We start from the raw sequence: 20,413 nt of genomic DNA, 5'->3' as shown, positions 1-20,413 counted from the left end.
GGCCTCAGCCCTTGTAGATCAGGTTGTCGACCACGATGCGTTGCGAGAACACGCCCTTCTCGACGAACAGGTCGTAGAACTTCTGGAAGTAGGCCAGGTCGCTGGGCTTGAACTCGTTGTAGAGCATGTAGGCCGCCAGCGGCACTTCATTGGTGAGCGACCCTTCGATGGCGGTATAGCCCTTCAGGTAGGTGCGAGCCTGGTCCGGGTTGTTGCGCACCAGCTCAATGCCGCGTGCATAGGCGGCGATGTACTTGCGCGCCAGTTCCGGATTCTTCTTGATGAATTCGGTGGTCAGCGCGGCAGCGCCACCGTGCCAGGGAGCCATCGGATCACCCAGGATGTACTTGGCGATCACGCCTGCTTCCAGCACGCGGGTGGTGTTGTTCATGCGGCCCACGGTGCCGGTCGGTTCCAGCGTGTAGGCGGCATCGACCTGGCCGGCCGCCAGCGAAGCGACGTGCTGGCCGATGGGCAGTTCAACTACGGTTGCGCCAGTGGCACCGGCGCGTTCGAGTACCGTCTTGGCCAGGGTCACGTTCTGGATGCCGGGGCCGGAGGCGACCTTCTTGCCCTTGAGGTCGGCGATCGATTTGACTGGGCTGTCCTTGGGCACCAGGAATTCATCCAGAACGTATTTGGCATTGCTGGGATTGGTGGCAAAGATCTTGAACAGGCCCGGCTGGGCGATTTCGCCAATGGCCAGGTTGCCGGCCCCGGTGCCATTGGCCGAGCCATCGGCGCGGCCTGCCAGCATGGCTTCCATCACCTGCTGGGCCCCGGCGAATTTGAGGGCTTGCACTTCCAGTCCGGCCTGCTTGAAATAACCCGCTTCCACGGCGGCATAGAAGGGCAGGCCGGCGGCCACCGGCCAGTAGCCGATGCGGATGGGCACCGTCTGCGCGCGCAGGATGGCCGGGGCACCCGCGATGGCGGCGGTGGCGGCGACGGCGCCCGCCTTGGCGATGAAGCTGCGGCGGTTGGCATCGTGGACAGCGGTGGGGTTGTTCTTTTTCATGAGCAGCTCCGTGGTGAGGGTGTCAGTTCAGCGAATGGAGGTAATTGACCCAGCCGCCGTGGTGGGTGATGTCGGTCGCGCCCGCAATGCCGGCCGGCTCGCAGATGAAGCCCTTGACGCTGCTGCCGTCGGCCAGCTCCACCGTGCCGATGCCCAGCGGTGCCGGGATGGCGGCGACGAAGCCGCCGAACTGGCGCAGCGGCATTTCCCACACTTCCACTGCGATGGCGGCGCCCTCGCCTTCGGTGCGGGCCAAGCCAGGCTTGGGTGGGGTGGTACCCGCCAGGGCGTAGAGACGATAGTGGGCGGCGGTGCGGGTGACGACCACGCGGCGCGCACCGGCTTCCAGCAATTGCCAGTTCAGGGGCTGGCCGGCCAGGTGCGCGCCGACCACGCAGACCTTGATGGTACTTTCGTTGAAGGGCAGCGGGGTGGCCGCAATCGCATCGGCTTGCGCCGCGCCGCCCAGTTGCTGCTGCAGGCGCGCGCCGGCTTCGGCCAGCAAGTGGTCGGCACCGGCCGGGCCGATCAGGGTCACGCCGGCGGGCAGGCCATCGCGGCGCCACACGGCGGGGATGGCAAGGGCCGACATGTCCATCAAATTGACGAAGTTGGTGTAGTGGCCCAGCTGCGCATTGCGCACCACGGGATCGGCCTTGACGTCGGCGATGGTGGGAAAGGTGGTGGTAGTCGGCACCAGCATCAGGTCGCTGCCGTCAAGCAGGTTTTCGGCCTGGCGGCGCAGGTCGGCCAGGCGGTACTGGGCGTTGAAGCTGTCCACGGCATCGTAGTCGTCGGCCTGGGCGGTGATCTGGCGCACCACGGGGTGGATGGCTTCCGGGTTTTCCAGGAAGAAGTCGCCCAGCGCGGCGCGGCGCTCGGCCACCCACGGGCCCTGATAGAGCAGCTGGGCGGCCGCGCTGAAGGGGGCGAAAGGAATCTTCGCCAGGCTCACGCCGGGCAGGGCGGCGATCTGCGCCAGGCTGCGTTCCCAGGCTTCCTGGGCGACGCTGTCGCCAAAGAATTCACATTGCTCGGGAATGGCAATGCGATAACCGCGGCGTTTCACGCTCAGCATGGTGGGGCGGCGCGAATAGCCATCCTCGGCATCGAAACCGGAAGCGCTGTGCAGCACGCACCAGGCATCGGCCACGTCGTGGGCGAAGATGGAGATGCAATCCAGGGTGCGGCAGGCCGGAACCAGGCCGCGCGCGCTGATGAGGCCCTTGGTCGGTTTCAGGCCGACCAGGTGATTGAAGGCGGCCGGCACGCGACCAGAACCTGCCGTATCGGTCCCCAGCGAAAACATGACCTGCCCCAGCGCCACGGCCACCGCCGAACCCGAGCTGGAGCCGCCGGAGACATATTCCGGCTTGATGGCGTTGCGTACCGCGCCGTAGGGAGAGCGCACGCCGACCAGGCCGGTGGCGAACTGGTCCAGGTTGGTCTTGCCCACCAGCAGTGCGCCAGCGGCCTGCAGGCGCTGCACCACGGTGGCGCTCTCGCTGGCCAGGCGGCCGAATTCGGGACAAGCCCCGGTGGTGGACATCTCGGCCACGTCGATGTTGTCCTTCACGGCGAAGGGGATGCCGAACAGCGGCATGCTCTCCAGCACGGCTTCGCCCTTGATCTGCAGCATCAGGTCCAGCGCCGCGGCTTGTTGTTTCAGTTTCTTGGGCGGCACCCGGCTGATCCAGACTTCATCGCGTCCGGCGCTCTCGATGCGGGCCAGCAGTTCGGCCACCACCTTGCCGGGTGTGCTGCGGCCTTCTCGATAGGCCGCCAGGGTGGCGGCGATGGTGGTCGGGGCGGCCTCGGGGGCAGCTTGCTGCAGGGCATGGGAGGTGGTCATATTGGATATTCAAACTTGAATACAAGATTGAATATCTTTAAGCAGGAGGCGTGCCAGCTCGTCCGTCAGGCGGCTGAAAAATGGAAAAAGGCTTCACTACGCGGGTTTGCGAGGTGAAGTGCCGTAAGGCAAGTTGTGCGAGGGGAAATGAAGAGTTTTGTCAGCGAGACAAAATGGGGAGGCGTGCGCCGAACTTGGACGTCCGTAATGGCGGCCTGCACGGGAATCAGGCAAGTTGATCGTCGATGCCAGGTATGTTCACCGTGGCAACAAGGTTGAGACCCGGGCGGCTGCGCACGTTTCGTCAAACGAGGAGCCGCGGGATACTCAGGCAGATTCGATCACACGCATTTCAATGTGCAGGCCGGCGGCCGTGGCCATGTTCACCAGCGCATCGAGTCCGAAGAGGTTGATCTTGCCTCGCATCAGGTCGGAGACACGCGGCTGAGTCACCCCGAAGAGCTTGGCGGCTTGTGCCTGGCTCATTTCCGTGCGGGTGAGGTGGTTCTTGAGTGCCGTCATGAGGACGGAACGCAGCTTCATGTTTTCAGCTGCTTCCGGAGTGTCCTCGATGGCATCCCAGATGCTGGAAAATCGTTGCTTGCTCATTGCCCTAACTCCTTCAACAAATCGCGGTAACGCTTTGCGGCCAGGTCCAGATCTGTCTTGCTGGTCTTCTCGATCTTCTTCTGGAAGCAGTGAAGTACATAGACGGCATCGGCGAACTTGGCAACATAAATGACACGGAACGCGCCGGAGGCGTCCCGGATCCGAATCTCCTTCACGCCTTGGCCCACGGTGATCATGGGCTTCCAATCGTCCGGCTCCTGGCCGTTTTGTACCTGGTCCAGCTGATGACCAGCTTCCCGCCTTGCCTCAAGAGGAAAGGCTCGAAGGTCATCGAGGGCGCTGCCTCGGAACTCGACGGGTTTGGGATCGGACATGCGGTAATATACAATTTTTTATATATTCCCGCAACGGGGTCGCCGAATCATTGGTTCACCAAGAGGGAAATTCCGGAAATCGGCCGGGCCGCCGGAAAATTACCCGAATGAAGCTTTCTTCAAAGCTCCCCCCACACCGCATTCAAGGCAGCCAGTGCCGCCAGCCCGGCGGTCTCGGTGCGCAGCACCCGGCTGCCCATGGACAGCATCAGCGCGCCCTGGGCGCAAGCCAGGTTTTCTTCCTCCTCGCTGAAGCCGCCTTCAGGGCCGACCATGACGGTCACTGCCTGCGGCGGATGGTGGCGCGCCCAGCCTGACAGCGGCTCGGTCCCGCGCGGGGAAAGCAGGATGCGGCGATGCAGGTCGCTCTGGGCGATCCAGCGCTTGAAGTCGGTGACTTCACCCAGATGCGGCAAGCGATTGCGGCCGCATTGCTCGGCGGCAGCATGGATGATGCCTTGCCAGTGCGCCTGCTTCTTCTCGGCCCGGTCACCCGAGAGCCGCACCACGCAACGCTGCGCGGCCAGCGGCTGGAGGGCGGTGGCGCCCAGCTCCACGGCTTTCTCGACGATCCAGTCCATCTTCGAACCTTCAGGCAGGGCCTGGGCCAGGGTCAGCGCATAGGGCAGTTCGGCCTCGCGGGGTGAAAAAGTCTTCACTTCGGCGTGGACGCGCTTCTTTTCGAGGGTGCTCAGGCTGGCGGTGTATTCGCCGCCTTCGCCATTGAACAGGGTCACGGTATCGCCCGGTTGCAGGCGCAGCACCTGGATGTGATGGGCAATCTGCTCGGGCAGGACCAGGGCGGAGCCGATGCCGAGGGGGTGCGGGAAGTAAAAGCGGGGCATGGGGCAGGGTCCTGGAGGAAGAAGATCAAAAAGACATGAAAAAAGTTGTCAGTCCGGTCAGGGGCTGGTCCCGAATTTTAATCCCCCCGGCGCACTCTGGTAAAATACGGGCCCGCGCCGTTACCCGGGCTTCCGGGCCGGCGCATTGGCTTGAACATCCGATTTGTGCGCCTGCGGCGCCCCCCAGCACAGCAAACTCTGACCTCGACATGATTTCCACTCTCCCCACCGACAAGATGGCCAACGCGATCCGCGCGCTGGCGATGGACGCAGTTCAAAAAGCCAATTCCGGACACCCGGGCATGCCGATGGGGATGGCCGAAATCGCAGTGGCCCTGTGGGCCAAGCACTATCGCCACAATCCGTCCAACCCGCACTGGGCCAACCGCGACCGCTTCGTGCTCTCCAACGGCCACGGCTCGATGCTGCAGTACGCACTGCTGCACCTGACCGGCTACGACCTGTCGATGGACGACATCAAGTCCTTCCGCCAACTGCATTCCAAGACCGCCGGCCACCCGGAAGTTCACATCACCCCGGGCGTGGAAACCACCACCGGTCCGCTGGGCCAGGGCATCACCAATGCGGTGGGCATGGCGCTGGCTGAAAAGCTGCTGGCCGCCGAATTCAACAAGCCCGGCCTGGCCGTGGTCGATCATTACACCTACGCCTTCGTCGGCGACGGCTGCCTGATGGAAGGCATCTCGCATGAAGCCTGCTCGCTGGCAGGCGTCTTGAACCTGTCCAAGCTGATCGTGCTGTATGACGACAACGGCATCTCGATTGACGGCCACGTCGAAGGCTGGTTCAAGGACGACACCCCGAAGCGCTTCGAAGCCTACGGCTGGAACGTCATCCCGGCCGTGGACGGCCACAACGTCGAGGCCGTCAGCGCCGCGATCCACCAGGCCAAGCTGGCCGACAAGCCGACCCTGATCTGCTGCCGTACCGTCATCGGCAAGGGCTCGCCCAACCTGGCCGGTACCGACAAGGTCCACGGCGCCGCCCTGGGTGACAAGGAAATCGCCGCCGTGCGCGAAGCGCTGGGCTGGACTTCCGCTCCGTTCGAAATCCCGGCGGATGTTTATTCCGCCTGGGATGCCAAGTCCACCGGTGCCGACTTCGAAGCGAACTGGAAGCAGACCTTCGACAGCTACGCCGCCCAATACCCGGCTGAAGCCGCTGAACTGCTGCGCCGCCTGAAGGGCGAGCTGCCGGCCGCGTTCGAATCGACCGTGACCGCCTACATCAATTCCACGCTGGAAAAGAAGGAAACCATCGCCACCCGCAAGGCCAGCCAGAACGCCATCCAGGCTTACGCGCAGGCGCTGCCGGAATTCCTGGGCGGCTCGGCCGACCTGACCGGCTCGAACCTGACCAACTGGAAGGAATCGGTGGCCGTGCGCGCCGAACAGCGCGGCAACCACATCAACTACGGTGTGCGTGAATTCGGCATGAGCGCCATCATGAACGGCATCGCCCTGCATGGCGGCTACGTGCCCTTCGGCGCGACCTTCCTGACCTTCTCCGACTACAGCCGCAATGCCCTGCGCATGGCGGCCCTGATGAAGACCCGCGCGCTGTTCGTGTTCACCCACGACTCCATCGGCCTGGGCGAAGACGGCCCGACTCACCAGTCGGTGGAACACGTCTCCAGCCTGCGCCTGATCCCCAACCTGGACAACTGGCGTCCGTGCGACACCACCGAAACCGCCGTGGCCTGGGCTGAAGCGATCAAGCGCCACGATGGTCCGAGCACCCTGATCTTCTCGCGCCAGAACCTGCCCTTCCAGGAGCGCACCGACGCCCAGGTCAAGGACATCGCCCGTGGCGGCTACGTGCTGCGCGATGCGGCCGATGCCAAGGTGATCCTGATGGCCACCGGTTCCGAAATCGAACTGGCCACCAAGGCCGCTGACGCCCTGGCCGCCGAAGGCATCGCCGTGCGCGTGGTGTCGATGCCGTCGACCGACGTGTTCGACCGCCAGGATGCGGCCTACAAGGCCTCCGTGCTGACCCGCGGCGTGCCGCGCGTGGCCATCGAGGCCGGCGTCACCGCCTTCTGGCACAAGTACGTGGGCCTGGAAGGCGCCGTGGTCGGGATCGACACCTTCGGCGAATCGGCCCCGGCCGGCGTGCTGTTCAAGCACTTCGGCTTCACCGTCGAGAACGTGGTGGCCAAGGCCAAGGCAGTGCTGGCTTGAGCAGTCTGGTGTCCATGACTGAAGAAGTCCTGTTCCGCCGCGCCAGGAAGGGCGATGCGGCGTCGATCGCCGGCGTGCGCATCGACGCCTGGCGCGCCGCCTATCGCGGCCTGGTGCCCGACAGCTACCTCGATCACCTCAAGCCCGAGGAAAGCGTCAAGCTGTGGGAGCAGGTGCTGGAAGCGTCGTCGGACGCCGCCTGCACCTTCGTGGCCGAAAGCGGGGGCGAGATCATCGGCTTCGCTTCGGGCATGACCCTGGCCGAATTGCGTTTCGGCTGCGATGCCGAGCTGACCGCCATCTGCGTGCTGCCCGATGAGCAGCGCAAGGGGCTGGGCAAGCGGCTGCTGGCCAATGTGGCGGCCACCCTCATCGGTGCCGGTGCGACTGGCCTGATGGCCTGGGTGCTGAGCAAGAACGAAGGCGCCGGGGAATTTTTCGAGTCGCTCGGGGCCGAAAGGCTTTATGAACAAACGTTCACCTGGGATGATGGCAGTGAACTCGACGAGATCGGTTTCGTCTGGCGCAAGCTTCACTCCTGAGCGGGTGAGGGCGGCACGAGATTGAACGGCTGGATCAGCAGGGCAAAGAGGGACGGCAAGAACAACTGAACAAAAAGGCCGGAAAAGAAGGATCCATGTCCGATCGGCGGCCCCGAAGTGGGGCAAGCTGACGGCCTGGTCGCTTTCCCGACTACCGGTTTGCATTGATTTTTACTACTTGAGGAGAAGAGCATGGCAATTCGCGTAGCAATCAACGGTTATGGCCGCATCGGCCGCAATATCCTGCGCGCTCACTACGAAGGCGGCAAGAAGCACGACATCGAGATCGTCGCCATCAACGACCTGGGCGACCCGAAGACCAATGCCCACCTGACCCAGTACGACACCGCCCACGGCAAGTTCCCGGGCACCGTGACCGTGGATGGCGATTCCATCGTCGTCAACGGCGACCGCATCAAGGTGCTGGCCCAGCGCAACCCGGCCGAGCTGCCCTGGGGCGAGCTGGGTGTGGACGTGGTGCTGGAATGCACCGGCTTCTTCACCACCAAGGAAAAGGCCAGCGCCCACATCAAGGGCGGTGCCAAGAAGGTGATCATCTCCGCTCCGGGTGGCAAGGACGTGGATGCGACCGTCGTTTTCGGCGTCAACCACGGCGTGCTCAAGGCTTCCGACACCGTCATCTCCAACGCCTCGTGCACCACCAACTGCCTGGCTCCGCTGGTGCAGCCGCTGCATGACAAGATCGGCCTGGAAAACGGCCTGATGACCACCGTCCACGCCTACACCAACGACCAGGTGCTGACCGACGTGTATCACGAAGACCTGCGCCGCGCCCGTTCGGCCACCCAGTCCATGATCCCGACCAAGACCGGCGCTGCCGCCGCCGTCGGCCTGGTGCTGCCGGAACTGAACGGCAAGCTGGACGGCTACGCCATCCGCGTGCCGACGATCAACGTGTCCATCGTCGACCTGTCCTTCGTGGCTTCGCGCGACACCACCGTGGATGAAGTCAATGCCATCCTGAAGGCCGCTTCCGAAAACGGTCCCCTGAAGGGCATCCTGACCTACAACACCGACCCGCTGGTCTCGGTGGACTTCAACCACAACCCGGCATCGTCCAACTTCGACGCTACCCTGACCAAGGTCTCCGGCCGCCTGGTGAAGGTGTCTTCCTGGTACGACAACGAGTGGGGCTTCTCCAACCGCATGCTGGACACCACCGTCGCCCTGGCCAACGCCAAGTAAGACGCGTGTTCTGACGCACCGGCCGGGGTTCCCCGGCCGGGAGCGTCAATTTCAGGGCTGTTTCGGCTTCTTTTCCTCGTATGCAAGCTTGCTTGCCAAGGTGAAAATAGTCGAATCAGCCTGCAAAAGGAGTGAAAGGCTGTTGCAGGCACCGCTTGCAATGGCCTTTTTTCCGTTTGCGCATTGCCTGTCCACAACAAGAGCAACCGACCCAATGAGGGAACGCATGTCAGCAAGCTCATCCCAGGCCCGCCGCCTGTTGGCCAACCTGGCCCTGATTTCCGCCGTCAGCTTCTCGCTGTCCGCGTGCGACTACATCAGCAGCTTTTCCAAGCCCAAGCAGACCCCGGAAGAAGCCAAGGCCGAAGGCATCGCCCTGGGCGCCGGCTGCCGCCAGGCCGGCCAGAGCCTGGAAGACTGCTACCAGCGCAACCCCGACGCCCTGAAGGCCGGTATCTTCACCGGCTGGAAGGACATGCACGAATACATGGCCGCCAAGGGCATCCAGACCGTGACCCCGCCCGCGCCTGCGGCGGATGCCGCCAAGGATGATGCCAAGTCCAAGGATGGCAAGGACGGCAAGGACAAGGACGCCAAGGACAGTGACCGCAGCCGCGCCCGTGAGCGCGACGCCAATCGCGACAACGCGCGTTCGCGTGACCGCGAAAGCTCCTCGTCCTCGCGCGACAGTGGCAGCGACCGCCGTGCCAGCCGCGAAGAGAAAACGCCGCCCAAATATTGATCTCGCATGAACACTGGCCCGGGACAGTTGCAGTCCTGCTTGCCAGCCGGTAACATCTGATGCCCCGCAGGCGCTTGCCGGCGGGGCATTTTTCCATCAGCCGGCAGGGGGAACCGCCGGCGACCCGGATGCCAGCCGCCTCTGCCCGCGCATCCGGCCAGAACAACAAGCACAACGACATGAACTCACATTCACAGCCCTTGCCTCCGGCCATGCCGGAGCACGTTCCGGAGACCGCCTTCGGCCTCTGGTTCCTGCGTACACCGACCTGGACCCTGCACGTGCTGGAACGCGCCCTGCAAGATCTGGAGCGCCTCATTCCCGAGCGGCGCAGCAGCTATGCGGTGGTCGCCGACGTCGGCTGTGGCTGGGGGCGCTCGCTCAAGAAGCTGCACCAGCGCTTTGCCCCGCAGCGCCTGATCGGCATGGACATCGATCCCAACATGATCGCCGCCGCACGTGCCGAGACCGAGGCCGAGGGCCTGCGCGCCGAGTTCATCCAGTGCTCCAGCTCGCGCATGCGGCTGGAAGACAATAGCGTGGACCTGCTGTTCTGCCACCAGACCTTCCATCACCTGATCGATCAGGAAGAGGCCATCCGCGAGTTCTACCGCGTCCTCAAACCGGGCGGCATCCTGCTCTTTGCCGAGTCGACCAGGCGCTACATTCATTCGTGGATCATCCGCTTGTTGTTCCGCCATCCGATGGAGGTCCAGAAGACCGCCGGCGAGTACCTGGCCCTGGTGCGCAGCGCCGGCTTCGAGGTCGCGCCGGAGTCGATTTCCTATCCGTACCTGTGGTGGAGCCGGGAAGACCTGGGGATACTGGAACGCGTCTTCGGCATCAAGCCCAAGGCGGAGCGGGAAGAAACGCTGATCAATCTGGTGGCCGTCAAACCCATGAATTAAAGGGTTTCACGCACGATCCGGTGCAGATGAAGGGAAATGAAAAAACGAGAGGCAACTCTCGTTTTTTTCTTCATCCCGCCGGACATTGAATCAGCCGAAGACCTGCTGCCACAGCCGGATCACGCAAGCCCGTTCATGTTCCACCCGGATCGCATCGATGTGGGCGCGTTCGGAACCCTGCAGGCGGATCTGGTGCTGCAGCTTGCGGAACAGGCGGTAGGCATTGGCCGCTTCCGCCGCCAGCAGCGCATCAATCAGCCCGAGCTGCCCGGCCAGCTTGAGCAGGGCGATGTTGCCGATGTCGCCGGTCAGCTGCGGGTGGTCGCAGGCATGGCGCAGCACCAGGTATTGCACCATGAACTCGATGTCGATCATGCCGCCTTCATCGTGCTTCAGATCGAACATCATGCTGCGATTGGGATGGGCATCGCGCATGCGGCGGCGCATCGACAGCACTTCCTCTTCCAGTTTGTTCACATCGCGCGGCTGGCGCAGTACACGCTCACGCAGTGCCTCGAAACGCTCGCCGATGGCGGGATCGCCCGCACAGAAGCGCGCCCGGGTCAGGGCCTGATGTTCCCAGATCCATGCCGCATTGAGCTGGTACTTCTCGAAGGAGGAGACCGGTGATACCAGCAATCCGCTGGCGCCATCCGGACGCAGGGCGATGTCGATATCGAACAGGGTGCCGGCCGGGGTGTGGCTGGTCATCCAGGTGATGAAGCGCTGCGCCAGCTTGGCGTACAGGCCCGGGGCCTCCTGGTCCTCGTCGTCGTAGAGGAAGACCACGTCCAGGTCCGAGGCATAGCCCAGCTCCTTGCCGCCCAGCTTGCCGTAGGCGATCACGGCAAAGCGCGGTACCTCGACATGGCGCTGGGTGATGGTCTGCCAGATCGCTTCGAGAGTGACCTGCACCAATACGTCGGCCAGGGCCGAAAGTTCATCGGCCAGCTTTTCCACTGACAGATCCCCTTCCAGATCCTGCGCCAGCAGGCGGAACAGTTCGGCGTGATGCAGCTCGCGCAGGATGTCGAGCTGGCGTTCGGTATCGCCCTCGGCCGTGGCCAGCTGGCGACGGCAGGTGTCGGCGAAGGCATTCCAGTCGGAGGCGGCCTTGAGGTTGCGGTCGTCCAGCAATTCGTCCAGCAGCAGCGGGTGGCGCGTCAGGTAGGTGGCGGCCCAGCCGCTGGCACCGATCATGCGCACCAGGCGCTGCAGGGCGTAGGGATATTCGGTGAGCAGGGCCAGATAGGCGGCACGGCGGGCGATCGCTTCGAGGAAGTCGAGCAGGCGGCCCAGCGCCGGCAACTGGTCGTAATGCAGCGCGGCCAGCAGCGGCAGTCCATTGTTGATGACGGTATTGAGCCGGTTGCGGCTGGCCTCGGGCAGGCTTTGCATGCGCGGCGACTGCCAGGTCAGGTGCAGGCGGCGCGCACCGTTCTCGATGTCTTCCTCGGGGAAGCCGACCAGGCGCAGGGCGTCGGTGAGGCCTTCGAGATTGTCGTTCTCGCTCACCGCCACCGTGGGCCCATCGCTTTCGCCTTCGGATTGCTTGTCGGCGAAGATGGCATCGAACTGCGCGGCCACGATGGCACGCTGGTGTTCCAGCGCCTGCAGCAGTGCGGCGCTGTCGGCGTAGCCCATCATGTTGGCCACCAGCAGCAGGTCATCGGGATTGACGGGGAGGGTGTGGGTCTGCGCATCTTCCAGGTATTGCAGACGATGCTCCAGGTCGCGCAGGAAGGTGTAGGCGTCCAGCAACTGCTCCACCACGTCAGGAGCCAGCAGTTCCTTGGCCGCCAGCGTGCGCAGGGTGGCGCGGGTGGAGCGGTCGCGCAGCTCGGCATCGCGTCCGCCACGGATCAGCTGGAACACCTGGCTGGTAAATTCGATTTCGCGGATGCCGCCCCGGCCCAGCTTGACGTTGTTGCTGCGGTCGGGGTGGAGGGCTTCCTGGCGCTTGACCTCGGCGCGGATCTGGCCGTGCATGGAGCGCAGCGCATCGATGGAGCCGAAGTCCAGGTAGCGGCGGAAAATGAAAGGCCGGCTGATTGCTTCCAGAGTGGCGATGTCTTCCTCGGTGCCGGTCAGCGCCCGGGCTTTGGTCCAGGCGTAGCGCTCCCATTCGCGGCCCTGGCGTACCAGGTATTCCTCGACCATGTTGAAGCTGGCCACCAGCGGCCCGGAGTTGCCGTTGGGACGCAGCGCCATGTCGACGCGGAAGGTGAAGCCATCTTCAGTGATTTCGGCCAGCGCACCGATCAGCTTCTTGCCCAGGCGGACGAAGAATTCATGGTTGGAGAGCGATTTCTGGCCGGGCCCGGCTTGCGTATCGCCATCTTCCGGGTAGACGAAGATGAGGTCGATATCGGAAGAAACGTTCAGTTCACCCCCGCCCAGCTTGCCCATGCCCAGCACGATCATTTCCTGCGGGCGTCCTGATTCTTCACCCAACGGGGTGCCATGGAGGGCGGTCTGTTCCTGCATCAGGGCCGCCAGGTGGGTCTGCACGGCGAAATCGGCAAAACCGGTCATGGTGGCCACCACTTCGGCCAGGTCGGCGCGGCCATCCAGGTCACGCGTGATGAGGCTGCAGATGATCAGGTTGCGCAGACGCCGCATGGCGGCCGGCAGGCTCAGGCCGGCTTCCAGGTCGCGCGCCAGGCGCTGCTGCATGGCCTCGCGGTCCATGGGCTGGCGGGCGGCCTCGGCCACCAGGGCCGGGCGGGCCGGATCAGCCTGGGTCCAGCGGGTGTAGTAGCGGGAAGTGGAGGCGTCGACCAGGGAAGGATGATGAACAGGCATAAGAGACCGCAAAGCTCCGCGACAAGGTGTAAAAGGAAGAAAACCGCTGCTCCCCCGGCTTCAGGCCCGTCCCGCCGATGCCGACAATGCAGGCAAGGCGGAGGCCGGGGCAGGTTCCCCGGCATGCCAGCTGACTGCGGACTGACGATGGACGTAAAAAGGAGCGAATCCGGCGATTCTAGCCTCCCTTTTTAAACTTATCGCCGTTTTTGCCCCTCATAGCCCCTTTGCCAAGATGGCATGGGCTGGTTTTCCATGCGATCATGCTGCCTGCCCGATTCCATTTTTCTGCCGAGCCGCCTTGCAACCTGATGTCCCAAGAACAACATAACGCCGCACCGAAGCCTGGCCGTTGGGCGCTGTGCTGGCGATTTGCGCGGGGCAGCTATCGGCGCCTGAACCGGGCTACCCACCATGTCCTGGGTTTCACCCTCAAGCTGCTGCTGGCCGCCTACTTCGTCTTTTGCGCGCTGTTTCTGGTGCTGCGCTATGCGGTGCTGCCCGAGGTGGGCCACTACAAGCCCCGCATTGAAGCCCTGATCTCGCACCAGCTCGGCCGTGCGGTCAGCATCGAGACCATTGATGCTTCCTGGAGCGGATTGCGGCCCCAGCTCTCGCTGACCAATCTCACCGTCCACGACCAGCAGGGCGAAGCCGCCCTGAGCCTGCCGCGCGTATCGACCACGCTGTCCTGGAGCAGCGTCCTGGTGGCGTCGCTGCGTCTGGAAAACCTCAGTATCGAAGGGGCCGACCTGGCCATCCGCCGCGATGCAGCCGGCAAGCTGTATGTGGCGGGGATCCCGGTACCGGCCGGGGGCGATGGCAGCAACCTGGACTGGCTGCTGTCGCAGCGCGAAATCGTGATCCGTCACAGCAAGCTGCGCTGGGATGACGAATTGCGCCAGGCACCCGAGCTGGTGCTGGAAGATGTCAACCTGGTGCTGCACAACCGCTGGCTACGCCATCGGCTCTCGCTGCGCGCCATTCCGCCGCAGGATACGGCGGCTCCTCTGGATGTACGGGCCGATTTCAGCCATCCGGCCTTTGCGCGCAGTTCCGACATCGCGCGCTGGAAGGGCTTGCTCTATGCCGATCTGCGCAATACCGAGCTGTCGGTCTGGCGCGCCTGGTTCGATTATCCGATCGCCATCAACAGCGGCCGCGGCTCGGTGCGCGCCTGGCTGACGCTGGATCACGCCAAGGTCGCCAACTTTACCGCCGACCTCGGTCTCACCGATTTCAATGCTCGCCTGTCGCGCCAGCTGGAGCCGCTGTCCTTGAAACGCGTCAATGGACGCATCTCCGCCAGCGAAACCCTGGGGCCCAATGCTGAGGACGGCGTACCGACCTTCGGTGCCAACGGCCATCAGGTGACCCTGACCGATTTTTCCATCGAGACCCCGGACGGCTTCGTGCTGCCGCCGACCTCGATTGCCGAGAGCTATGAACCGGCCACGCCCCTGAAGGCCGAGCGCACCAGCGTCAAGGCCACCTATCTGAACCTGCAGACGCTGTCGCAGCTGGCCACCCGCCTGCCGCTGGCGCCGTCCCAGCGCAAGCTGCTGGACGACCTGGCCCCGCGCGGAGAGCTGCATGATTTCACCGTGCAGTGGCAGGGCACTTATCCCGAGCTGAGTTCCTACCGCGTCAATGGCCGCTTCAAGGGCCTGGGGCTGAAGGGCTTGCCGGCCCATGTCGAGCCGCGCAAGAACGCTGCCCAGCAAGCCCGCGCACAGTGGGCGGCCTTCCCCGGTTTCAGCAACCTGTCCGGCGAGATCGATGCCAGCGAGAAGGGTGGTTCGGTCAAGGTCGATGCGCAGCAACTGGCATTCGAGCTGCCGACCGATCTTTTCCGCGAATCCAGTCTGCCCTTTGACAGCCTCAAACTGCAGGCGCGCTGGCAATACCTGAAGGACCAGACCCTGCAGGTGGATCTTGACCAGATGCAGTTCGCCCAGCCCGGCGTGGCCGGCAGCCTGAGCGGGCAGCACCTGCTGCCGCTGCAGGGCCGCTCGGCCGGCAGCGTCGACCTGCATGGCGAGCTGACCAGCTTCGATGTGAAGGCGATTCGCCGTTACCTGCCGCAACACATGAGCGAACCGCTGCATCGCTGGCTCACCGAGGGCTTGCTGGCCGGCAATCTGAAGGAGGTGCAGTTCAAGCTCAAGGGGGCGCTGGCCGATTTCCCTTTCCACACCAGCAAGCCGGGCGAGCAGCCCAAGGGCGTATTCCAGCTGGCAGGCGAGTTCGAGGGGCTGAAGCTGAACTACACCCCCGGCCACGTTGGCCGGGATGGCAAGGAGCCGGAGTGGCCGCTGCTGGAGGAGGGCCGGGGGCGCATCAGCGTCGATCGCACTCGGCTGGAGATCAAGGCTGACAGCGCCCGTACCCTGGGCGCGCGGCTGGGACCGGTGACGGCGCGGGTGGCGGATGTCGATTCGCATGATGCCGTGCTGGAAATCGATGGCGTTGCCAATGGCCCCATGCCGGCCTTCCTGCAATACGTCAACCAGAGCCCGGTAGCGCGCTGGACCGGCAACGTCATGGAACACAGCACCGCCACCGGCGAGGCGCGTCTGGACCTGAAGTTCCAGATGCCGCTGCACCATGCCATTGATACCCGCGCACAGGGGGCCTTCAACTTCGCCAACAATGACGTCGACCTGCTGCCGGAACTGCCGCCCATCTATCGCACCAGCGGCAAGGTCGAGTTCAACGAGCGCGGCTTCACGCTCAATGGCGTGCGCGGCCAGTTCCTGGGCGATAACCTGGCCATCAGCGGCGGCACCCAGAAGGATGGCAGCAGCCAGGTACGTCTGGACGGTGCCATCAACATCGAGAACCTGCGCAAGCAATACCCCGAGCCTTCGCTGCAGCGCCTGCTGGCGCGCTTCTCGGGCGGCACCCGCTACAGCGCCACGGTGCTGGTGCGGCAGCATCAGCCGGAAGTCACGGTCGAGTCCAGCCTGGCCGGTCTCGGCGTGGACCTGCCGGTGCCCCTGCGCAAGGGCGTGCAGGACTCCCTGCCGATGCGCTTCGACCTGCTGCCGCAGGCCTCGTCCGATCCGCTGATCGAACGCGAGGAAATGCGTGTGTCGCTGGGCTCGAACGTGGCGTCGCGCTATGTGCGCGAGCGCGTCGCCGCCAAGGGCAATGAGTGGCGCGTCACCAGCGGCGGCATCGGCTGGAACCAGCCGGCACCGACTCCGGCCTCCGGTCTGAAGCTGGCTTTGGCCACCGACAGCCTGGATGCCGACGCCTGGCTGGCTCTGAAGAAGGACCTGGCGGGCAAGGACGCGGCGGCCGCTGGCAACGGCGCAGCCGCAGGCAATCGCCTGGGCAACAGCGATGTCACGCAATACCTGGAGCCGGACAGCGTCTCGGCCCGCGTCGGCGAACTGAACCTGATGGGCAAGAAGCTCAACAAGCTGATCCTGGAAGCGGCGCATCGCCGCAATGCCTGGCAGATCAATCTGGAGTCCCAGCAAGCCGCCGGTACCGTGACCTGGGACGAACCCGGCAGTGCAAGCGGGGCCGGCAAGGTCACGGCACGGCTGTCCTCGCTGGTCATTCCCAAGTCCAGCCCGACGGCCGACGCGGCCCAGCCCGCCAGTGCCGACAAGACCGACGACAACCTGCAGATGCCCGCGCTGGACATCCGCGCCGAGCAGTTCGAACTGGGCGGCAAGAAGCTGGGCCGGCTGGAACTCGATGCCAGCAACATCCTGACCTCGGTCGGCCGCGAATGGCGCATCAGCCGCCTGCTGCTGGCCAATCCCGACGCGCAGTTCCGGGCAGCCGGCAACTGGCTCACCTTCGGCAGCAATCACACCTCCAACTTCACCTATGCGCTGGATATCGAGGATGCAGGCAAGCTGCTGGAACGCTTCGGTTATCCCGGCACCATCCGCGGCGGGCGCGGCAAGCTCGACGGCGATCTCAGCTGGAAGGCACCGCCCTATGCGATGGACATGGCAACGCTGGCCGGGCAGGTGCACATGGACGTGCATTCGGGACAGTTCCTGAAGGTGGATCCGGGGGCTGCCAAGCTGCTGGGCGTGCTCAACCTGCAGGCCTTGCCGCGCCGGCTGACGCTGGACTTCCGCGACGTGTTCTCGGAAGGTTTTGCCTTCGACACCGTGGCAGGAACCGCCAGCATCGCCAAGGGCATCGCCAGCACGGACAATCTCAAGATGGCGGGCGTGACGGCCTCGGTGCTGATGAGCGGCTCGGCCGACATCGCCCGCGAGACCCAGGACCTGCATGTGGTGGTGATCCCCGAGATCAACCTCGGCACGGCCTCGGTGGTGGCGATGGCGGTCAATCCGGTGGTGGGGGTGAGTACCTTGCTGGCGCAGCTGTTCCTGCGCAATCCGGTGATGAAGTCGCTCAGCTTCGAATACAAGGTGACAGGTCCCTGGAGCGACCCCATCGTGGTCAAGCAGGGGCAGGTCTCGCCGGTGGATGCAGAACGTGCCCGCGAGGTGCTGCAGAAGGGCAAGGGCGGCAAGGAGGATGGCAAGCCGGGCAATGACGTGGTGCCGGCCCCTTCACCGGCCCCGGCGCAGCGGCGCGGCGCACCCGCGCCGGGACCGGCCATCAATTCCGGTGCCTGATCCTGGTCATGTCCCCGGCCTGGCCTGCGCGGCTGGCGCGGATGGGCGATACTGGCGGCATTCTTTCTTCACTCACCACGCTGGCAAGAGGCAGACATGAGCGATTCCTTCAAGGTGGCGGCGATCCAGATGGTCTCCACCCCCGAGCCATTGCAGAACTTCGATGCGGCCAGCCGCCTGGTGGCGCAGGCAGCGCAGCAGGGCGCGCAACTGGCGCTGCTGCCGGAATACTGGCCCATCATGGGCCTGCACGAGCGCGACAAGCTGGCCTATGCCGAAGCCGATGGCAGCGGTCCCATGCAGGAATGCATGAGCGCCCTGGCGCGCGAGCACCGGCTGTGGCTGGTGGGCGGCACACTGCCGCTGCAGTCGGCGGTTTCCGGCAAGGTGCTCAATACTTCACTGGTCTATGGACCGGATGGCCAGCGGGTGGCGCGTTACGACAAGATCCACTTGTTCAATTTCGTGCGGGGTGAAGAAAACTACGACGAAGCCCGCACCATCGAATACGGCAGCGAAGTGCGCAGCTTCGAGGCACCCTTCGGGCGGGTCGGCTTGTCGGTGTGCTATGACCTGCGCTTCCCGGAGCTGTACCGCGCCATGGGCGAGTGCGCCCTGATCGTGATGCCTGCCGCCTTCACCCATACCACCGGCCGCGCGCACTGGGAGCTGCTGCTGCGCGCGCGTGCCGTCGAGAACCAGTGCTACGTACTGGCCTCGGCGCAGGGCGGGCAGCACGTCAATGGCCGCCGTACCTGGGGCCACAGCATGCTGGTTGATCCCTGGGGCGAGATCGTCTCGGTGCTTCCTGAGGGAGAGGGGCTTGTGATCGGCGACATTGATCCCCATCGTCTACAATACGTTCGAGAAAGCTTGCCGGCGCTACGCCATCGCAAGCTTTGACCTTTTTGCCTTCCGACAAGACGCTATGAAATTATTTGAACCCAACATGGGCGCCCTGCAAGTGGCGCGCGACGTGCTGCTGACTCCCTTCGGCCTGGACGAATCCAAGCTGCTCAAGGCCTTGGGCAGCATGTTCACGCACAAGGTGGACTACGCCGACCTTTACTTCCAGTTCACCAAGAGCGAGGGCTGGAGCCTGGAAGAGGGCATCGTCAAGACCGGCAGCTTTTCCATCGACCAGGGGGTGGGCGTGCGCGCCGTGTCGGGCGACAAGACCGCGTTCTCCTATTCGGACGAGATTTCCGAATCGGCGCTGCTGGATGCCGCCGCCGCCACCCGCACCATCGCCCGCCAGGGCAGCGGCAAGATCAAGGTGGCCGGTGCCATGACGCCGGCCGGCGGCCGCGCGCTGTACCTGCCGCATGATCCGCTGACCTCGCTGGACGCCACGGCCAAGGTGCAGCTGCTGGAACGCATCGAACGCATCGCCCGCGCCAAGGATCCGCGCGTCAAGCAGGTCATGGCCAGCCTCTCCGGCGAATACGACGTGGTGCTGGTGGCGCGCGCCGATGGCGTGCTGGCTGCCGATATCCGTCCGCTGGTGCGGGTGTCGGTGACGGTGATCGCCGAACAGAATGGCCGTCGCGAGATGGGCAGCAGCGGTGGCGGCGGACGATATGACTACGGCTATTTCTCCGACACCCTGCTGGAGAAGTATGCTTCCGAAGCGGTGGCCACCGCGCTGGTGAACCTGGATGCGCGCCCGGCCCCGGCCGGTCCCATGACCGTGGTGCTTGGCCCCGGCTGGCCCGGCATCCTGCTGCACGAAGCCATTGGTCATGGGCTGGAAGGCGACTTCAACCGCAAGGGCTCGTCCACTTTCTCCGGCCGCATCGGGGAACGCGTCGCCGCCAAGGGCGTGACCGTGGTCGATGACGGCACCATCGCCGATCGCCGTGGATCGCTCAATATCGACGACGAAGGCAATCCGACCCAGTGCACCACGCTGATCGAAGACGGCATCCTGAAGGGCTACATCCAGGACACCATGAATGCCCGCCTGATGAAGATGGACGTCACCGGCAATGCCCGCCGCGAATCCTTCGCCCACTTGCCCATGCCGCGCATGACCAATACCTACATGCTGGGCGGTGACAAGGATCCGGGCGAGATCCTGGCCTCGGTCAAGAATGGCCTGTATGCCGTCAACTTCGGCGGTGGCCAGGTGGATATCACCAATGGCAAGTTCGTCTTCTCGGCCAGCGAGGCCTACATGATCGAGGATGGCAAGATCACCTATCCGGTCAAGGGCGCGACCTTGATCGGCAATGGCCCGGATGTGCTCAACCGCGTTTCCATGATCGGCAATGACATGCGCCTGGATTCCGGTGTCGGCGTGTGCGGCAAGGAAGGCCAGAGCGTGCCGGTCGGGGTGGGGCAGCCTACCTTGCGTCTGGATGGCGTGACCGTGGGCGGAACTGCCTGATCATTCATCGCTGCATCGTTTCTTGTGAAAACCGCCGGTGTCATTCACCGGCGGTTTTTTCATTTATGCGCCGGGAATATGACTTCCGGTGGCAGGGGAAAACGACGTGGCCAGATCAAATATTCACTTTTTTTGCAGGAAAGCCACAGTTGGCAAGACGATGGGGTGCGGGCAAGGCTTGCGCGAGGCCAGATTTTTTATTGTGTTTTTGGCGACGCTTATTGGCTATTTAGGCAATAAATACTCAATAAATATATATATATTGAATGAAATATGCATTTGCAGCGCAGCATATCGATTTCGTCTTGTTGCTTGCCAAAGCCCCTGATTTGTAGCACTATG

General features: G+C 64.1%; 14 protein-coding genes. 8 read left to right on the top strand and 6 right to left on the bottom strand.

Annotated elements, in window-relative coordinates; genetic code table 11:
• Positions 1–4: 4 nt before the first annotated feature.
• The 5 genes from MKD49_RS17305 to MKD49_RS17285 form a co-directional block, all read right to left on the bottom strand.
• On the bottom strand, positions 5–1,018 hold the full coding sequence (locus tag MKD49_RS17305) for an ABC transporter substrate-binding protein (RefSeq protein WP_121038277.1): 1,014 nt from the start codon (positions 1,016–1,018) through the stop codon (positions 5–7).
• Positions 1,019–1,040: 22 nt separating this feature from the next.
• Positions 1,041–2,870 (bottom strand): allophanate hydrolase, encoded by a 1,830-nt coding sequence (gene atzF / locus MKD49_RS17300; RefSeq protein ID WP_252696911.1) that lies wholly within the window; start codon positions 2,868–2,870, stop codon positions 1,041–1,043.
• Positions 2,871–3,197: 327 nt separating this feature from the next.
• Positions 3,198–3,479 carry a helix-turn-helix domain-containing protein gene (locus tag MKD49_RS17295; RefSeq protein ID WP_252696910.1) on the bottom strand — a complete coding sequence of 94 codons (282 nt, stop codon included), beginning with the start codon at positions 3,477–3,479 and terminating at the stop codon, positions 3,198–3,200.
• Positions 3,476–3,814: a type II toxin-antitoxin system RelE/ParE family toxin gene (locus MKD49_RS17290; protein ID WP_252696909.1), complete on the bottom strand. Its 339-nt coding sequence runs from the start codon at positions 3,812–3,814 to the stop codon at positions 3,476–3,478. Before MKD49_RS17290 ends, MKD49_RS17295 begins: the two co-directional genes overlap by 4 nt.
• Positions 3,815–3,933: 119 nt before the next feature.
• Positions 3,934–4,659 carry a 16S rRNA (uracil(1498)-N(3))-methyltransferase gene (locus tag MKD49_RS17285; protein WP_034329720.1) on the bottom strand — a complete coding sequence of 242 codons (726 nt, stop codon included), beginning with the start codon at positions 4,657–4,659 and terminating at the stop codon, positions 3,934–3,936.
• 161 nt (positions 4,660–4,820) lie between these two features.
• Between MKD49_RS17285 and tkt the strand changes: the two genes are divergently transcribed.
• From tkt to MKD49_RS17260, 5 genes are all read left to right on the top strand, one after another.
• Positions 4,821–6,863, top strand: coding sequence for a transketolase (gene tkt / locus MKD49_RS17280; protein WP_371925491.1), 2,043 nt, complete (start codon positions 4,821–4,823; stop codon positions 6,861–6,863).
• 14 nt (positions 6,864–6,877) lie between these two features.
• Positions 6,878–7,405, top strand: a complete 528-nt coding sequence (locus MKD49_RS17275; protein WP_252696907.1) for a GNAT family N-acetyltransferase — start codon at positions 6,878–6,880, stop codon at positions 7,403–7,405.
• A 192-nt stretch (positions 7,406–7,597) separates the two neighbouring features.
• Positions 7,598–8,611, top strand: coding sequence for a type I glyceraldehyde-3-phosphate dehydrogenase (gap, locus tag MKD49_RS17270; RefSeq protein WP_034329725.1), 1,014 nt, complete (start codon positions 7,598–7,600; stop codon positions 8,609–8,611).
• A gap of 226 nt (positions 8,612–8,837) precedes the next feature.
• A complete protein-coding gene (locus tag MKD49_RS17265; protein WP_034329726.1) occupies positions 8,838–9,353 on the top strand; it encodes a hypothetical protein in 516 nt (171 codons plus the stop codon).
• Between the two features lie 179 nt (positions 9,354–9,532).
• Positions 9,533–10,261 carry a class I SAM-dependent methyltransferase gene (locus tag MKD49_RS17260; protein ID WP_121040297.1) on the top strand — a complete coding sequence of 243 codons (729 nt, stop codon included), beginning with the start codon at positions 9,533–9,535 and terminating at the stop codon, positions 10,259–10,261.
• 90 nt (positions 10,262–10,351) lie between these two features.
• On the opposite strand, the gene glnE is transcribed toward MKD49_RS17260, so the two are convergent.
• Positions 10,352–13,066, bottom strand: coding sequence for a bifunctional [glutamate--ammonia ligase]-adenylyl-L-tyrosine phosphorylase/[glutamate--ammonia-ligase] adenylyltransferase (gene glnE / locus MKD49_RS17255; protein WP_121038295.1), 2,715 nt, complete (start codon positions 13,064–13,066; stop codon positions 10,352–10,354).
• A gap of 311 nt (positions 13,067–13,377) precedes the next feature.
• Here glnE and MKD49_RS17250 point away from each other — a divergent pair, with 311 nt between their 5' ends.
• From MKD49_RS17250 to tldD, 3 genes are all read left to right on the top strand, one after another.
• Entirely contained in the window at positions 13,378–17,682 is a 4,305-nt protein-coding gene (locus tag MKD49_RS17250; protein WP_252696906.1) for a YhdP family protein, read from the top strand.
• Between the two features lie 96 nt (positions 17,683–17,778).
• The gene (locus MKD49_RS17245; protein WP_252696905.1) at positions 17,779–18,585 is read left to right on the top strand and encodes a carbon-nitrogen hydrolase family protein; all 807 of its coding nucleotides are present in this window, start codon (positions 17,779–17,781) and stop codon (positions 18,583–18,585) included.
• Positions 18,586–18,610: 25 nt separating this feature from the next.
• Positions 18,611–20,071, top strand: a complete 1,461-nt coding sequence (tldD, locus tag MKD49_RS17240) for a metalloprotease TldD (protein ID WP_134134763.1) — start codon at positions 18,611–18,613, stop codon at positions 20,069–20,071.
• Positions 20,072–20,413 lie beyond the last annotated feature (342 nt).

It is taken from the genome of Herbaspirillum sp. WGmk3, assembly GCF_023952535.1.
Lineage (GTDB): Bacteria > Pseudomonadota > Gammaproteobacteria > Burkholderiales > Burkholderiaceae_D > Herbaspirillum > Herbaspirillum huttiense.
The sequence above is the reverse complement of the archived record's forward strand: the minus strand, read 5'-3'. Positions and strand labels throughout refer to the sequence as shown.

Bases quoted from the DNA above. Each gene is read 5' to 3' on its own strand.
- MKD49_RS17305 (WP_121038277.1), bottom strand. From the start codon at position 1,018: ATGAAAAAGAACAACCCCACCGCTGTCCACGATGCCAACCGCCGCAGC.
- atzF (WP_252696911.1), bottom strand. From the start codon at position 2,870: ATGACCACCTCCCATGCCCTGCAGCAAGCTGCCCCCGAGGCCGCCCCG.
- MKD49_RS17295 (WP_252696910.1), bottom strand. From the start codon at position 3,479: ATGAGCAAGCAACGATTTTCCAGCATCTGGGATGCCATCGAGGACACT.
- MKD49_RS17290 (WP_252696909.1), bottom strand. From the start codon at position 3,814: ATGTCCGATCCCAAACCCGTCGAGTTCCGAGGCAGCGCCCTCGATGAC.
- MKD49_RS17285 (WP_034329720.1), bottom strand. From the start codon at position 4,659: ATGCCCCGCTTTTACTTCCCGCACCCCCTCGGCATCGGCTCCGCCCTG.
- MKD49_RS17275 (WP_252696907.1), top strand. From the start codon at position 6,878: ATGACTGAAGAAGTCCTGTTCCGCCGCGCCAGGAAGGGCGATGCGGCG.
- gap (WP_034329725.1), top strand. From the start codon at position 7,598: ATGGCAATTCGCGTAGCAATCAACGGTTATGGCCGCATCGGCCGCAAT.
- MKD49_RS17265 (WP_034329726.1), top strand. From the start codon at position 8,838: ATGTCAGCAAGCTCATCCCAGGCCCGCCGCCTGTTGGCCAACCTGGCC.
- MKD49_RS17260 (WP_121040297.1), top strand. From the start codon at position 9,533: ATGAACTCACATTCACAGCCCTTGCCTCCGGCCATGCCGGAGCACGTT.
- glnE (WP_121038295.1), bottom strand. From the start codon at position 13,066: ATGCCTGTTCATCATCCTTCCCTGGTCGACGCCTCCACTTCCCGCTAC.
- MKD49_RS17250 (WP_252696906.1), top strand. From the start codon at position 13,378: ATGTCCCAAGAACAACATAACGCCGCACCGAAGCCTGGCCGTTGGGCG.
- MKD49_RS17245 (WP_252696905.1), top strand. From the start codon at position 17,779: ATGAGCGATTCCTTCAAGGTGGCGGCGATCCAGATGGTCTCCACCCCC.
- tldD (WP_134134763.1), top strand. From the start codon at position 18,611: ATGAAATTATTTGAACCCAACATGGGCGCCCTGCAAGTGGCGCGCGAC.